We start from the raw sequence: 15,249 nt of genomic DNA on the forward strand, positions 1-15,249 counted from the left end.
GAAGGGGATTAATTTATTTACTTTCAATTATCTGTTGGATCCGTTGGATTAACCGGGGCCAGCTGTTAGATTGAATGGCGGTCCGAACGGCGGTTGGGAAGGGCTGTCCTTCTTTGACCGCCGTCAGTTGTTTTTCTAATGCCGCTTGTAGGCGGTCATAGAAAGCCGGAAGGTCCGCTTTAACGGGCTCGTCCTGGTTAACAATCCGTGGTAGGTCAACGTATGAGATCAGGCCACTATTGTTAACCAGTGGCCCGAGCTGTTCCTGTAGTGCGGGGATCGTGGTTATTACCACCCGTAAATCACATGCCAGTGCTTCAATCGCTGACAGGGCAAGACCCTCGTAATATGACGGGAGGACAAAAATATCACTGTGGCGGTAAAGGTCTGCTAACTGCCGTTGCGGGACGGCCGGCCGCAGGTGAATCTGGGGATTTTGCAAGTAGGGGGCCAGCCGTTGCTTAGCTACCGGTCCGACATTGCCCACCAGGGTTAACCGGGCCTGCGGGTACTTCTTGCTTAACCGGTCAAACACTGGCATTAGGGCAAAGACCCCCTTGGCAGCCGCGATCTTCCCAGCATAAACTACTTCAATATTCGTGTGTGCTTCCCGGCCCTGGGGGTTAAAGATGGCCGGGTCATAGCCACCGCCAATAACGGTTATTTTATCTGCCGGCAGGCCATAAACCGCTTGGATCCGTTGCTTTTCCAAGTGACTGAGCGCAAAAATCTGCTGGAGCCGGTCCAAATTCGTGACGTAACGGTCCTTTAACGCCGGATGCTGGTTTGCTTGCCGTAAGTCGGTACCGTGGCAAAAGGCATAGACCGGTACCGTGGCTAGCTGGCACACCAAAGAAGTTAAGAACCAGAGGTGGTGACACAAGATAACGTCCGGCTGAAATTCGGCAAGGGCCTGCTTAATCGTTGCCGTAAAGGCACGCCGCCAATTAGCAATCATCGTGGGGGTCATCTCACCATAAACGGTACTGCGGTAAGGCATTACATCACTCATCCCCGGCAGCGGGAAGTCACAGTCGGCATTGGGAAAGACAACCGGGTACTGGTGCTGACCGGGGACCGTACTATTATCGAATTCGGGGAAGCAGCCATAAATACAGGCATTCTCGCTCTCCTTTAAACCCTTAATGACATTGGAAAAGTAAACCCCACTTCCCGTTTTCGATGGTAGTTGTGCTAAGACATGCAATACTTTCATAACTATTCTCCTTAGAATTAATCGGGACTCCTAGTGTAACTAACCTCATTTTAATCGATTTCCTACCACAATGCAGTATGGCATGACAGAAGTCGGTTACGACTTCGTAGTCATGCCCCCGCGAGTACAAATAGGGGTCCAGAGTTCGGTTTTACCGAACTTTGGACCCCATTTGTGTACCGCGCTGTTGACTTTTAATCGATATAACAGATTTAAGTCACAGGCTCCAGCTATTTCTGTTAAGATTTTTTGGCTACTTTTTACGGATTAAAGTTATTATCCCTAATTAATAAATACCGTCGTAAGCCTTTTGGAAGAGTTTAACAACTTCTTCCTTAGTTCCCTTACGTGGGTTAGAGAAGGCGTTACCATCTTTGAGGGCATTTTCTGCCATCAATTCGAAGTCTTCTGGCTTGGCACCGATGGCCTTGATGGAGTCCGGAATACCGATGGCCTTAGCTAATTCACGCATGCCGTCAATCGACTTGTGGGCAGCTTCCATCGTGGTCAGCCCAGAAATGTCATAACCCATGATTTCGGCCAACTTAGCAAAGCGGTCTGGGCAGGCGATGATGTTCCATTCTTCAACTACTGGCAGCATCAATGCACAGCAGACACCATGAGGAGCGTCGTATTGACCACCCAGTTGGTGTGCCATTGCGTGAACGTAGCCGAGGTTAGCGTTGTTGAAGGCCATCCCAGCCAGCATTTCCCCTTCGACCATCTTGGTCCGTGCTTCCACGTTATGACCATTAGCAACGGCCTCTGGCAGGTACTTTTGGATAATCTTAATGGCCTTTTCACATTGACTATCGGTAATGTCGTTGTGGTCCACGGAAACAAATGGTTCAATTGCCTGAACATAAGCATCCAAACCAGTAGCGGCCGTGGTGGCTTGTGGGATGTCCAGCATTAACATTGGGTCGTTAAAGGATACCAGTGGAATGTTCCGCCATGAAACAACCACGAACTTAAGGTGGGTATCTTCGTTAGTAATTACGGCGTGACGGGTCAATTCAGAACCAGTCCCGGCAGTCGTGTTAACCGCCATCAATGGTGGCAACGGCTTGTCCAGGGTTTCAATCCCGGCCAGCTTAGTGATGTCATCACCATTCGTCAGGATAATACCGATTCCCTTACCACAGTCATGGGCAGACCCCCCGCCGACCGTGATAATACTGTCACAATGATTGTCGAGGTAGATTTGCTTTCCCTTCTTGATGTCCCGAATCTTAGGGTTTTCTTCGGCACCATCAAAGATAACGTATTCAACGCCGGCTGCCTTCAGTGAATCTATAGTTTGGTCCACTGGGCCGTTCTTGATCTTTCCGATGTGGCCCCCAGTTACTACCAGAACCTTATGCATGTTGAGCATCTTAGCCCGGTCACCGATCTTCTTGATGACACCAGGGCCAAAGAAGTTAACACTTGGCATCAGAAAATCAAATTGACGTTCCATTAATAACAACCTCTTTCTGTACTTACTTTTAATACGCTTTCAATAATTACACACTTTCGCCGAGATTGCAAACTTTTTCACGAATTAATCAGACCGATTTATTACTATTTTAGCCGCACCTCCATCCGACTAGGTGACAATCATCACAAAAAATATCGCGCGGCAATCACGTTACCAGGCCAAAATAAAAATCAGTGGGCGTGTGACAGAAGTCGTTGCCGACTTCGTCTTCACCGCCTCACCGATTTTAATACTACTTCAAAAAGACCTCGGGCCGAGCCCCTAGTCACTTACTTCAAAACATTTTCAAACTCTGTCCGTAACAGTGCCACCTCATCGTCATGCGTATGCAGGCGGTAGTCTGCCCGTGCCAGCGAATCCGTTGGCATCAGGTCAATCTGGGGATTAACCACTAACAGCTTCATCTTTAAGCCGGTAATTACCAGGCGCATAGCAATTTGTGCCTGGCTACCACCATGGCCACCAAAGGTAACTAGGCTAACTGGCTTCCCCTGCCATTCTTTTGCGAGGTAGTCAATTGCATTCTTTAAAACGGCTGGATAACCCCAGTTATACTGTGGGAAGACAAAGATAAAGCCATCGTAAGACTGTACCAAGCGACTCCACTGCCGGGTCTTAGCATGGGTGTACAGGCCGGTGAATGGTAAGTGTGGCTCATCCATCATCGGCAAGTTCACCCGTTGCAGGTCAACTATGTCAAATTGAACCCGATTACTCTTCACAAGCTGCTTACGCAACCACTCAGCTACCTGGATACTCCGCCGATTAGGACGGACGCTGCCAACAATAATTGCCACTTTTTTCATCTTTAATTCCTCCATCCGTTTATTAATTACACCTCTAGTATAGTTCACTTAGCCAAGAATGGTGACCACACGCTCTACTTGTGATAGGGAAGGCCGTTAATAATGGTAAAGGCCCGGTAAATTTGCTCACTCAAAACTAAGCGCATTAGTTGGTGCGGCAGGGTAAACCGGCCAAAGGAGATCTGCGTATCGGCCCGCTTCAAAACGGCCGGGCTCAAGCCAAGTGAGCCGCCGATGACGAAGGTGATGTCACTGTGGCCGTAAGTCGTCAGGCGGTTAATTTCTTCCGCGAATTCTTCAGAAGTCCGCTCCTTACCCTTAATTGCTAAGGCGTAGACGTATTCCCGGTCCTTAATCTTACTGAGGATCCGTTCCCCCTCCTTAGCCATTACCTCGTCCATTTCGGCCTGACTTAGCGACTCGGGTGCCTTCTCGTCCGGGACCTCGACAATTTGGAATTTACAAAACCGCCCCAGTCTTTTTTGGTACTCCGCAATTCCGGCCTTGAAGTACTTTTCCTTTAACTTACCAACACCAATAATTTTAATATTCAAGATATCCACCGCTTTCCACAAGTTATCCACACAGTTATCCACAGGCAGTTGATAACTAGTAATTAATCTCCGAATGTTCGCTTCTGCCCTTCAGATAAAACCGCTTTCTGAGAACCGACTTATCCACAGTTATCCACAAAAACAACCGTTCGCGTTATCAGTACACAAACGCCGGTATATCAACAATTGCCGCTAACTATCCACTAAGTTTATCCACTTATCCACTGGATAGCGTTCTGCCTGTGGATAACTTTAAATAGTCCAGAATAGTATCATACCGGCATTCTTAATTTAGTCAACCGTCAGGCAAAAGTTTTCCACCTACTTATCCACAGCTAAAAGTAGAAGTTAATTTTTTCATAATTCTTTCTTAAAATAACACGGCTTGTGGTCTTTAGGCAACAGACCGTGGCTTGCTGAATAATAACTGATTTAAATTCCTGGATTATTCGTTTTTAAAAGTGATAATCATACTTCCTTACGTACCCGCTACTACTAATTATCACTATTAGGACCAGCAGTTGTACACAGTGCTTTCATGTTTTCATTTTACAAGCGGGGTCATCTCAGGATCAAAAGTTAGCGGCCCGGTATACAAGAAGCGACAAGGATGCGAAATTCCGCATCCTTGTCGCCTCATGGTGCTCTTCTCAACTATTTTAAGCATACTGGTGGGCAATTTTACCCGAAACGGCCGCCACAATCGCCGCTAATAGGTCATCAATAAACGTATTAACGTGGCTTTGGTCGTGGTCATACTTAGCGATAATTCCCTTTTTTACCCGGTCAAAGTAGCCAAAGTTGGTGGTCCCAATCGTCCCGTAAATATTAGCGATCTGCAGGGCCAACGTTTCGTCAACGCCAAACACGCCAACATCATTTTTTATAATACTGGAAAGGGGCTCTGCCACCTTATTCTCTTCAACTAGCCGGTCTAGTTCCAGCATCACCATCGCGTTATTTAATAGTTCCCGTTTGTGCAGTGCATCTTGGAGGTACTCTTGCACCCGGTCCATCGTCAGGGTTGGTTCAAACTCCCGTTGTGATTGGTAAATAATCTCTGCCAAGTCATCGAGCTTGACCCCCCGCTTGGCAAGACGGTTAGTTACAAATTCATAGGCCTTCGTATCTGGATATTTAAACTGCCGATTATTCATTTTTTCCACCGTCCAATCAAATGTATTATTGCTATTTTAACACTAGTCCGCTTAGGCCAAAAGAAAAGTCTCCATATCGCCCAACAGCAAACGCCGTGGTATACAAATGAGGTCCAAAGTCCGGCAAAAGCTGAACCCTGGACCTCATTTTGTACTTGTCGGCTTAAAGAACGAAGTCGTAACCGACTCCCTTAACTATTCACCATCCTGCTCTTGTTGGCTGCTATCATCATTAGCGGCCGCCTTTGTAAGGTGGACCGTCACGGTCTGCTGGTAACCATTGCGGTAGAAGGTGATCTTCGTCGTATCACCAACTTTGTACTTGTATAGGGCCGCCCGCAGTTCGCCGGTATCGCTAACCTGGGTATTACCAAGCTTAGTAATAACATCGTACTTCTTAAGACCAGCGTTATCGGCTGCCGAGCCACTAGCAACCTGGGCCACGACAACCCCCTTCGTCACGCTGGATGGTAACTTCAGGATTGTCTTTTGCTGGTCCGCGGAGATATTACTTAGGTCAACCATCCCCAGGCCCAGTGCTGGCCGCTCAATGCCGCCCTTCTTGATCAATTGGTTGATGATGCTGACCACTTCATTACTTGGGATCGCAAAGCCCATCCCCTCAACCGAAGAACCATCGGTATTGGAAGAGAGCTTCATCGAGTTGATCCCCACTACCTGGCCGGCCATGTTAATCAACGGTCCACCAGAATTACCAGAATTGATCGCGGCATCGGTCTGGATAACCGACGTCAACGTGCCATCGGTCCCGGCCTTAATTGTCCGGTTCTTCGCCGAAATAATCCCCCGGGTAACCGTGTTGGCATATTCGCTCCCCATCGGTGAACCAATGGCCAGTACATCTTGACCGGCCTTGATCGAATTGGAGTTACCAAATTCAGCAACCGTTTTTACGTCGGCTGAGTTAATTTTGAGAACTGCCAAGTCCGTTGCTGCATCTGAACCGACTAGCTGGGCATTCACTTTCTTACCACTGCTTAGGATAATTTGGAGGGCGTTAGAACCCGAAACCACGTGGTTATTGGTAACGACGTAGGCACTATTTCCCGCCTTTTTATAGATAACCCCAGAACCTTCACTAGCCGTCTGTAACTTACCGCTATTTTTGGAACTAGAGTTGCTATCATCACCGGGGATAACAATACCAAACGGACCAACCATCCCGTCGCTCTGTTGGACCTTCTGCTTGTTAATGACACTAACTACGGCCCCCTGGACGGAGTTATAAGCCTTGGTTGATTCCGTATTCAGATTGGCCTTATTGCCGTTTACCTTAGTGCCACCCGAACGGTTAGAACCGCTGGGAACCCTCGTTGCGGTTGTCTCACGGTAGTGCTGAATGGCACCGTTCACCCCTAGGACCAGTCCGCCCCCGATTAAACCAGCGACAAGCCCAACGGCCGCTACCTTAACCCAAAAGCGATTACGCTGTGGTTGATCATCTTTCATTACTCATTCCTCCAAACGATTTCTCCTTTTCAACATAATGCATAGTTGTGAAGAATCTTTGAATTTACTGTTATAGGACCATTAATTTACTAGGTTGCTCCGGTTCGGCATCGGCCAGTTGGAAGTCATGGCCCACACCGAAATCATGCTGTTTCATCAGGCTGGCAACGGTTAGGTGGGCTAGGGAACGCATATTATTATGCTGGCTGCGGTGGCCCAAAAAGATTTCCTTGGTCCGGTGGCCAACCACATCCATCAACGCATCGGCCCCTTCCTCATTGGATAGGTGCCCCTCATCGCCAAGAATCCGCTGCTTCAGCGGCCAGGAGTACGGCCCCATCCGTAGCATCTCGGTATCGTGGTTACATTCCATCAGGTAGGCATCCGCATCGCGAATCGTTCCCGCAACCCGGTCGGAGACGTAGCCCGTATCCGTTAAGATACAGAAGGTCTTGTTATTGTGGTGAACCTGGTAAAACTGCGGCTGGGCAGCGTCATGCGAAACACTAAAGCTTTCAATATCCATATCCCCAAAGGTTTTTACACTATTCGGTGGTAACAAAAACTTTTGTTCCGCGGGGATCTTGCCGACCTTACTAGCCATTGCCTGCCAGGTTCCTTCATTGGCGTACACGGCCATTCCATACCGCCGGGCCAATACGCCGACTCCATGGCTATGGTCAGTGTGTTCATGGGTCACAAAAATCGCTTCTACATCAGCGAGGGAGCGGTTGATCTTCTTCATCAGCCCCTCAATCTTCTTACCACTGAGACCGGCATCGATTAGGATCCGGTGGTGGTTGGTTTCAAGATAAGTAACGTTGCCGGTGCTACCACTGGCAAGGATGCTGTAACGTAACGAATCTTTTTCTTCCACTATCGACTGCTCCTTTGTGCTTATTTAATACCGTCCATGTTAACCGTGTCCGGTGATGACTTCATAACCGTACTGTTAAAGGCATTGACGTTCAAGCGTTCGTAAGTACCGGCGGTTTTAATCTGGACGGCCCAGGTCGGTACATAGACGGACCGGTTACGGTTATTGGTCGTTAACAACTTAGTGTATCCTAACATCGCCCACCGGATCTGTGAATTATTTGGAATTTGATTATGACGGTAAAGCCAGATTACCGCCCGCCGCTGACTGATGGTTGCCGAACGTTGCTGCAGGGTCGTCGCGTTTTCAATATAGGCCTGGGTAAACCCAGTGACCTGGTGGTTATTATTTAAGTGAAAACGCAACTGCCCATCACTTACCATCACGGGGCGGTGCTTGACCATTTGGGTATAAACAACGGTCGTTTTATCCGAAAGCTGGGCATTATAGTGGTAGTGGCTTCCCAGGGGGACGTTCCGACTCCGCTTGATCAACTTATTGAGCTGCCACTCCGGATGGTCCGCGTTAACGCGAATGGGGGAATCAAATTCACTGTTTAGTTGACTGTTGGCAAAGCGGGCCGTCTGGTTATGCAGCTTGGTCATTTCCTGCTCCAGCTGGCCACCATCGCCCGACCGGCTACCAGAAATATAGTAGGCGTTCGGCTGGCTCTTGGAGAGGGGCCCGTAGCTAATTGAATCAGACCGCATTTCCTTTAGCACCGTTTCCTGCCGATTCTGGCCACCATTGGCAATGGTAAAACGATTCTGTAACAGTAATTCACAACCGACGATAATGTCAAAGGCCAGAAAAGCAATTAGAAAAATCCACTGAATTCGTTTAAAGTTCACTTCACTGACCCCCTTACTTTACAAACTCTTCGTAATCAACCCAGTTGCCGTGGTACTTAACGAAGTAAGTCGGCGTCAACTTAACCACCTTTTTATTTCCGCCGCTCTTCCAGAGGTAGCCAATCCGTAGCCCCTTAAATTCCTTAAAGTGGGGACTAGCATGCAGCAGATTAAAGACTGTGGTACTCGACGGGAGCTTTTCCTGCCGCTGACTTGTCGGTAGCGGTACCTGCAGGGAATAGCGACTCATTTGACACTGTTCCGCCCCGTTCTTATCCGTCATCGTGATACTACCGTAGCCGTCATCATTGAAAACCGGGAAGCCGTCGATAAAGGTCCGGTAGGTAAAGCGCCGGTCATGGGCACTAGTGCCATCAAAGCGGATATTATTTAGCTGTACCCCGGTTTTGACTAGGCGGTTGTAGAAGTAAGAGTAAAGCTGTTCGGTACTCCGGTACTCATCACTTGCGTAGGACCGGTAATTAATGGTTCCCACCACACGGTTATAGGATAGACGGCGGTTATTACCACTCGTATAAATAGTCCGGTCGCCATTTCTTGTCGTCGTGATATTACTCTGCCGGCTACCGCTAATTAGGTTAGAGCTCAGCGTTTCAATATTCTGGTTGGTTATCTGGAAGGCGAAGGTGGGGAGGGTAAATTCCCGGGGATAGGTTGTGATCGTTTGGCCATTGACAATTTTATGGTCAACGGGAATCTGCTTCGTTCCCTTAGCCAATTGAACGATCTTTGAAAAGGAGCCCTTGTTGACCCGGAGACGGTAAATCCCGTAGTGGTGATCACTAAGGAGGTAGACCTCCCGGGGCCCGGATAACGGAATCACGATGTGGTTAATTTGGCCCACCTGGTCACTGTTAATTTCCTGAGAAAAGGTCTCGTTAAAGATTAGTGTGGGGACCGCATTCGGATAACTTAACATCAGTGAATTACGGTGACGGAGGTAACTAAGGTAGACATCACTATTATTAGTCTTAACCGCGGATACCCGGCCAAATTGCCAGGAGCGAATGCTATCCCGCATCTCCCGAACAAGGGTTACTTCAGGACTATATAGGGTGGTCTGGTTGCCCCGGCGGTCTGTCCGTACCACCGTTGTTGGCAAGTAAACATCCCCCATCGACTGAGTCGTGTACTGCTGATTACCACGAATGTTTTCCCGACGAGCCCCCTCATACTGGAAGGGGTTCGTCCAGATCAGGCTCGACAAGAAGAGACTGAGGATTACCGCGAGTGCCAAGGCAATTGCTAACCAATTAGTCCTTAGTTTCTTGATCATCCCAATCATCCTCCTCTTCATAAGGTACGTACGGCAGTGAAATGTAGAAGGTGGAACCCTTCCCTTCAACACTGTCAACCCAGATCTGACCACCGAGCATGTTAACGACTTCCTTGGAAATGGCAAGTCCTAAGCCGGTTCCGCCTTGCTTTCGACTCCGGGCCTTATCAACCCGGAAGAAACGATCAAAGATTCGGCCGAGGTCCTTACGGGGAATACCGAGCCCCTGGTCAGAAATACTTAAGATAACGTGATTATGGGTCTCCAGCAGGCGGGTCGTGATGACCCCACCATCAGGAGAGTACTTAATGGCATTATTCATAATATTATCAATCACCTGGGTAAACTTATCCGTATCGATTTCAACCCACAGGTCCTTGTTGGTAAAGTAGCGCTCGATGGTGTACTTCTTACTACTTTCGCCGCTATCTTCATCCTTTTTGATAATCATATCGAACCGGTTCAAAATATAATTGAATAGCTCTTTAATGTTAACGTATTCTAGGTTGAGCTTCGTCGTCCCTGAGTCCATCCGTGACATGCTTAACAGGTCATTAATCATCCGGATCATCCGGTCAGTTTCATTTTGGATAACGGTTAAGAACTTAGGCGCGATCTCCTTATCCTTCCAGGCACCATCACTTAGCGCCTCCACATAACTGTGGACACTCGTCAATGGTGTCCGCAGCTCGTGGGAAACATTAGAAACGAACTGCTTCCGTTCCCGCTCTTCCTTTTGTTGGCTGGTAACATCATGAAGGACACAAACCAACCCACTGATGAAGCCTGATTCCCGCTGAATTGGTGAGAAGTAGGCGTTTAAGATGAGGTCATTTCCGGCATTGGACATGTCAATAATCATCTCTTGCTGATCCTCATTAATCAGCTGACGGACGGTATAGTCATGGCGAATGTTAAGGACATCAATAATTGACTTACCGATCAAGTCGTCCTCATGGTCCACCCCCAGTAATTGGAGGGTCATATTGTTAACAATCGTCACGTTGCCCCGCCGGTCCGTTGCTAACACCCCATCCGACATGTGGGAGAGGACGCTGTCGAGTCGCCGCCGTTCCGAATCGGATGACTCCTGGGCCTCTTCAACCCGCACGGACAGGTTATTTACCGCCCCGGCGAGCTGGCCTAACTCATCATTACCCATCACCTTAACTTGGCCGGAGAAGTCCCCCCGTGCAATCCGTAACGTCTGTTTACGCATTTCTTCGATTGGCTGGGTAATTTCCTGGGAAATAAGGATCGCTAAGAATAGTGACAAGACGATCGTAATCAGGGCTGCTGAAAGGTAGATTAAGGTAATACTGTTGATGTTGGAATAGACGCTCTCCAAGCTGGCCCGCAATTGGACGGCCCCCACAACGTTGTTATTATTATCGTTAAGCGGGACTACATTGATGTAGTAGCGGTTGTGGTTAGAGCTGTCGTACACGTTTTCCGAATGGGAACGATTATTCAATAGGGCCGCCTTTACCATACTATCCGTTGACTTTTGGCCAATGACGCTCCGGCTATCCGAAGCACTCGTCCCCCGGATGACCCCTTTACTATCAATCACCCGGATTTCAGAAATATTACTGTTATTAACTTCTGACAAGATTTGGCGGATGGACTGGTTGGCCCGCTTAGTATTCCCCCGCGTCAACTGTTCGCTTAGGGCGTTATCAACGTATGAAGGTAGTTCAATTGTTTGTTTAAACGTATTCAGGTTTTGGTGCTCCAATTGACGCACAAAAACCGCCCCAACGCATTCCAACGTCAGCATAAGCATTAACGCGAAAACGAGGGCGATTTTTACCCGAATTGATTGATAAAATTTTAACTTGCTATTCACAACTAGTTAGCCTCTAATTTTGATCAGGATTTGCTAAGTAGTAACCAACACCACGCCGCGTAATCAACCACTTCGGCTGGCTAGGGTTGTCCTCAATCTTTTCCCGGAGTCGCCGAACGGTCACGTCGACCGTCCGTACATCACCAAAGTAGTCATAGCCCCAAACCGTTTGCAAGAGGTGTTCCCGGTTGATTACCTGACCGATATGTTGGGCCAGGTAGTGCAGTAACTCAAATTCACGGTGAGTAAGGTTAATATTTTCCCCCCGCTTAGTAACGGTGTAGGCTTCGGGGTGAATTGTGATGTCACCAACCTTAATATCGGTATTTTCTTCTTGAGCCGGTGCCTGAACCGCGGCTTCCCGCCGTAGGTTCGCCTTAACCCGGGCCACCAATTCCCGGTTAGAAAATGGCTTGGTAACGTAATCGTCGGCCCCCAGCTCAAGTCCCAGCACCTTGTCCAGCTCTGAGTCCTTCGCGGTTACCATGATGATTGGGGTCGTGTGCTTAGCCCGCACCCGCTTGGCTACTTCCAAGCCATCAATCTTTGGTAACATTAGGTCCAAAATAATCAGGTCTGGGTTTTCCGCCTCCACTTTTTCAAGTGCTTCTTCCCCGTCAAAGGCAACGACAACTTCATATCCTTCTTTTTCGAGGTTAAATTTAATGATATCGGAAATGGGCTTTTCATCGTCAACAACTAAGATTTTTTTTGCCATTTAATAGTCCCTCCAGTGGGTGTAAATGATCATTATTTCCTTCTCTGTTTGCTAGTATAATTATAGCACAGCTAATTTGAATTTTTTTAGCAGGAAACATTGACAAAAATCAGATTCGATGGTAATTTAATAAAGTACCTTGTTGAGAGGTTATGGGCAGTTAGCTCAGCTGGCAGAGCAACGGACTCTTAATCCGTGGGTCCAGGGTTCGATCCCCTGACTGCCCATCAGAGGTTTACAGAGACTGAGGATTTCCTCAGTCTCTTTTTTTATTTGAAAGGAACTTCATTATGGCAAAGAAAGAAGCACTGACCGAAATCCAGATTACCCTTAACGTAATTGGGGGCAAGTGGAAGCCCCTGATCCTCCACTACTTAGAGAAGACAGGAACCAAGCGGTATAGTGAAATTTTACGCTACCTTGATACAGCACCTAAGAAGACGTTGACCTCCCAACTCCGCGAACTAGAAGCGGACCACATTATCAAGCGCACCGTTATCCCCACCGTTCCCGTCCAGGTGGAATACAGTATTACTAACCATGGGCGGTCACTCTTCCCCATCCTGGACGTGATGTGTGCGTGGGGTTACCTTAACGAGGGTGACTATAAACTCAAACACCCCACCTGTGAATACAATGACCAGACCCGCCGAATCAAGGAAAAGCGGCTTCACGACCTCTACCACCAGTTTGAAGCGGACCATATCGGTGACTGGTTCCCTAATAATGACGAGGGTACCAACAGGTAACCTGGTAAAAATAAAGTGCCGTCTTGTCGGTCCAACACTTATTTACTACCATGAAGGTAGCTAATAAGTGTTGACTGAAAGGACGGTTTTTATATATGAAACAAATTAACCTCGGTGCAACCAGTTTGAAGATTCCGGCTATGGGACTGGGAATTATGCGGATGGAGGCCAAAACACCGGCTGAAGCAGCGAAGGTCCTCGATACCGCTTATGACTGTGGCATCAACTACATTGACTCGGCAGATATCTACGGCCAGGGCAAATCTGAGGAAGTCTTCGGTAAGGCCCTCAAACTGGCTAAGGTCAACCGGGAAGACCTCTTTGTCCAATCCAAGGTGGGAATTATCATCGACCCGGCCCGTAGTCACGGTAGCTTTGTTTTCGGGGGACGGTACGAATTTACCAAGCAGCACATTCTTGACGCGGTTGACGGTGTCCTAAAGCGCATGGGCACTGACTACCTGGATGCTGTTTTACTCCACCGTCCGGACCCATTAATGGACCTTGAAGGAATTAAGGCCGCGTTTGACATCTTACAGGCAAGCGGTAAAGTGCGGTTCTTCGGGGTCTCCAACTTTAACCCCCAGCAATTCCAAATGGTTCAAGACAGCATTACCCAGCGCTTAATGTTCAACCAACTGCAATTTGGCCTAATGCATACCGGAATGGTCGACTTTGGAATTAACACTAACATCAGTAACGCTGACGGCACGGATCACGATGGCGGCCTCCTTGACTTCTGCCGGCGCAAACACGTCACCATCCAGGCATGGTCACCATTCCAATACGGCAACTTCGAAGGGACCTTCATTAACAACCCTGATTATCCAGAATTAAATAAAGAACTGAAGAAGTTAGCGGATAAGTATGGTGTGGGTAAGAATGCGGTCGCTGCCGCTTGGATCCTTAAGCACCCGGCCCAAATCCAAATGATCATGGGGACGATGACCCCCGCCCACATTACTGATAGTGCCAAAGGGGCCGATATTGATCTAAGCAACCAGGAGTGGTACGACCTTTACTTAGCTGCCGGCCACCAGTTACCTTAAAACAGGGGTGTTGATCTAATGTATCAAGCAAATTCAAACCGTTACCAACAAATGCGCTATAACCGGGTCGGGAATAGCGGTCTGAAGCTTTCCGCAATTGGTCTTGGCTTCTGGCATAACTTTGGTAGTGTTGACCAGTATGAAAACCAAAAGGCCATTGTCCACCAGGCATTTGACCTGGGAATCACCTACTATGACCTCGCCAATAATTATGGTCCGGTCCCCGGAAGTGCTGAAGAAAACTTCGGTCGGATGATGGCAGCGGACATGAAACCCTACCGTGATGAGATGGTTATTGCCAGTAAAGCCGGCTACGAAATGTGGCCTGGTCCCTACGGTAACTGGAGTTCGCGCAAGAGTATCATTGCTAGTGCTGACCAGAGTCTCAAGCGGTTAGGATTAGACTACGTTGATATTTTTTACTCCCACCGTCCGGACCCTGAAACACCAATCGAAGAAACGGCCGAAGCACTCGACCAACTCGTTCGCCAGGGAAAGGCACTTTATATTGGAATTTCCAATTATAACGGTCAGCAAACCGCGGCGATTACTAAGGTGTTTAAGGACCTCCATACCCCATTTATTATTCACCAGCCACGTTATAACATGTTTGATCGCCACATTGAGACCGATCTTCTACCCGTTCTAAAAGAAGAAGGAAAGGCAGCGGTCTGCTTTAGCCCACTTGCCCAAGGTTTGTTAACCGACCGCTACCTTAACGGTATTCCTGCCGATTCCCGGGCAGCGAAGTCAACAAGTCCGTTCCTCCATGAAGACCAGGTGGTCGCAACCATCGATAAGGTTCGCCAACTAACTGCAATTGCCCAACAGCGGGGGCAGTCATTGGCGGAAATGGCAATTGCCTGGAACTTGCGGGAACCGGAGATCGCTTGTGTCCTTGTCGGTGCCAGCCGACCAAGTCAACTAGTCGATAACGTTAAGGCACTTAATAACCTTAGCTTTAGCGTTGAGGAGCTGGCAGCGATTGATCACGTTCTGAACGCTTAGCAAGCACCATCACCAAGCAAAGTTAATAAACCATTTTACCTTTTTGCCAGCTTTTTTCAAAAAAAATTAAAAAAGGGCTTGTCAAACAACACAAATATTGATATTATTATTTGTGTTGTCAATGACATGGGCAGTTAGCTCAGCTGGCAGAGCAACGGACTCTTAATC

14 protein-coding genes and 1 tRNA gene are annotated in these 15,249 nt (G+C 48.2%); 4 read left to right on the forward strand and 11 right to left on the reverse strand.

Annotation, left to right across the window (positions count from 1 at the left end; genetic code table 11):
* Nucleotides 1-13: 13 nt before the first annotated feature.
* From ACI31H_RS03510 to yycF, 11 genes are all read right to left on the reverse strand, one after another.
* Nucleotides 14-1,216: a glycosyltransferase family 4 protein gene (locus ACI31H_RS03510; protein WP_439770615.1), complete on the reverse strand. Its 1,203-nt coding sequence runs from the start codon at nucleotides 1,214-1,216 to the stop codon at nucleotides 14-16.
* A gap of 286 nt (nucleotides 1,217-1,502) precedes the next feature.
* Complete coding sequence (locus ACI31H_RS03515) at nucleotides 1,503-2,675, reverse strand: iron-containing alcohol dehydrogenase (protein WP_439770616.1); 1,173 nt, start codon at nucleotides 2,673-2,675, stop codon at nucleotides 1,503-1,505.
* A 290-nt stretch (nucleotides 2,676-2,965) separates the two neighbouring features.
* A complete protein-coding gene (locus ACI31H_RS03520) occupies nucleotides 2,966-3,502 on the reverse strand; it encodes an NADPH-dependent FMN reductase (protein WP_439770617.1) in 537 nt (178 codons plus the stop codon).
* 74 nt (nucleotides 3,503-3,576) lie between these two features.
* Nucleotides 3,577-4,056, reverse strand: a complete 480-nt coding sequence (gene rlmH / locus ACI31H_RS03525) for a 23S rRNA (pseudouridine(1915)-N(3))-methyltransferase RlmH (RefSeq protein ID WP_439770618.1) — start codon at nucleotides 4,054-4,056, stop codon at nucleotides 3,577-3,579.
* A gap of 659 nt (nucleotides 4,057-4,715) precedes the next feature.
* Nucleotides 4,716-5,213, reverse strand: a complete 498-nt coding sequence (locus ACI31H_RS03530) for a phosphatidylglycerophosphatase A family protein (RefSeq protein ID WP_439770619.1) — start codon at nucleotides 5,211-5,213, stop codon at nucleotides 4,716-4,718.
* A gap of 195 nt (nucleotides 5,214-5,408) precedes the next feature.
* A complete protein-coding gene (locus ACI31H_RS03535; protein ID WP_439770620.1) occupies nucleotides 5,409-6,683 on the reverse strand; it encodes a S1C family serine protease in 1,275 nt (424 codons plus the stop codon).
* Between the two features lie 70 nt (nucleotides 6,684-6,753).
* On the reverse strand, nucleotides 6,754-7,560 hold the full coding sequence (locus tag ACI31H_RS03540) for an MBL fold metallo-hydrolase (protein WP_439770621.1): 807 nt from the start codon (nucleotides 7,558-7,560) through the stop codon (nucleotides 6,754-6,756).
* 20 nt (nucleotides 7,561-7,580) lie between these two features.
* On the reverse strand, nucleotides 7,581-8,411 hold the full coding sequence (locus ACI31H_RS03545) for a two-component system regulatory protein YycI (RefSeq protein WP_439770622.1): 831 nt from the start codon (nucleotides 8,409-8,411) through the stop codon (nucleotides 7,581-7,583).
* 13 nt (nucleotides 8,412-8,424) lie between these two features.
* Nucleotides 8,425-9,708, reverse strand: a complete 1,284-nt coding sequence (locus tag ACI31H_RS03550; protein ID WP_439770623.1) for a YycH family regulatory protein — start codon at nucleotides 9,706-9,708, stop codon at nucleotides 8,425-8,427.
* Nucleotides 9,686-11,557 (reverse strand): cell wall metabolism sensor histidine kinase WalK, encoded by a 1,872-nt coding sequence (walK, locus tag ACI31H_RS03555; protein ID WP_439770624.1) that lies wholly within the window; start codon nucleotides 11,555-11,557, stop codon nucleotides 9,686-9,688. Before walK ends, ACI31H_RS03550 begins: the two co-directional genes overlap by 23 nt.
* Nucleotides 11,558-11,570: 13 nt before the next feature.
* Nucleotides 11,571-12,275, reverse strand: coding sequence for a response regulator YycF (yycF, locus tag ACI31H_RS03560; RefSeq protein WP_439770625.1), 705 nt, complete (start codon nucleotides 12,273-12,275; stop codon nucleotides 11,571-11,573).
* A gap of 154 nt (nucleotides 12,276-12,429) precedes the next feature.
* On the opposite strand from yycF, the gene ACI31H_RS03565 reads away from it, so the two are divergent.
* From ACI31H_RS03565 to ACI31H_RS03580, 4 genes are all read left to right on the forward strand, one after another.
* Nucleotides 12,430-12,502 (forward strand) — tRNA-Lys (locus tag ACI31H_RS03565).
* A 63-nt stretch (nucleotides 12,503-12,565) separates the two neighbouring features.
* Entirely contained in the window at nucleotides 12,566-13,024 is a 459-nt protein-coding gene (locus ACI31H_RS03570; protein ID WP_439770626.1) for a winged helix-turn-helix transcriptional regulator, read from the forward strand.
* 95 nt (nucleotides 13,025-13,119) lie between these two features.
* Nucleotides 13,120-14,073, forward strand: a complete 954-nt coding sequence (locus tag ACI31H_RS03575) for an aldo/keto reductase (protein WP_439770627.1) — start codon at nucleotides 13,120-13,122, stop codon at nucleotides 14,071-14,073.
* Between the two features lie 18 nt (nucleotides 14,074-14,091).
* Complete coding sequence (locus ACI31H_RS03580) at nucleotides 14,092-15,081, forward strand: aldo/keto reductase (RefSeq protein ID WP_439770628.1); 990 nt, start codon at nucleotides 14,092-14,094, stop codon at nucleotides 15,079-15,081.
* The last annotated feature ends 168 nt before the right edge of the window (nucleotides 15,082-15,249 follow it).

It is taken from the genome of Limosilactobacillus sp., from assembly GCF_051873035.1.
GTDB lineage: Bacteria > Bacillota > Bacilli > Lactobacillales > Lactobacillaceae > Limosilactobacillus.

Bases quoted from the DNA above. Each gene is read 5' to 3' on its own strand.
- ACI31H_RS03510 (WP_439770615.1), bottom strand. From the start codon at position 1,216: ATGAAAGTATTGCATGTCTTAGCACAACTACCATCGAAAACGGGAAGT.
- ACI31H_RS03515 (WP_439770616.1), bottom strand. From the start codon at position 2,675: ATGGAACGTCAATTTGATTTTCTGATGCCAAGTGTTAACTTCTTTGGC.
- ACI31H_RS03520 (WP_439770617.1), bottom strand. From the start codon at position 3,502: ATGAAAAAAGTGGCAATTATTGTTGGCAGCGTCCGTCCTAATCGGCGG.
- ACI31H_RS03530 (WP_439770619.1), bottom strand. From the start codon at position 5,213: ATGAATAATCGGCAGTTTAAATATCCAGATACGAAGGCCTATGAATTT.
- ACI31H_RS03535 (WP_439770620.1), bottom strand. From the start codon at position 6,683: ATGAAAGATGATCAACCACAGCGTAATCGCTTTTGGGTTAAGGTAGCG.
- ACI31H_RS03550 (WP_439770623.1), bottom strand. From the start codon at position 9,708: ATGATCAAGAAACTAAGGACTAATTGGTTAGCAATTGCCTTGGCACTC.
- yycF (WP_439770625.1), bottom strand. From the start codon at position 12,275: ATGGCAAAAAAAATCTTAGTTGTTGACGATGAAAAGCCCATTTCCGAT.
- ACI31H_RS03570 (WP_439770626.1), top strand. From the start codon at position 12,566: ATGGCAAAGAAAGAAGCACTGACCGAAATCCAGATTACCCTTAACGTA.
- ACI31H_RS03575 (WP_439770627.1), top strand. From the start codon at position 13,120: ATGAAACAAATTAACCTCGGTGCAACCAGTTTGAAGATTCCGGCTATG.
- ACI31H_RS03580 (WP_439770628.1), top strand. From the start codon at position 14,092: ATGTATCAAGCAAATTCAAACCGTTACCAACAAATGCGCTATAACCGG.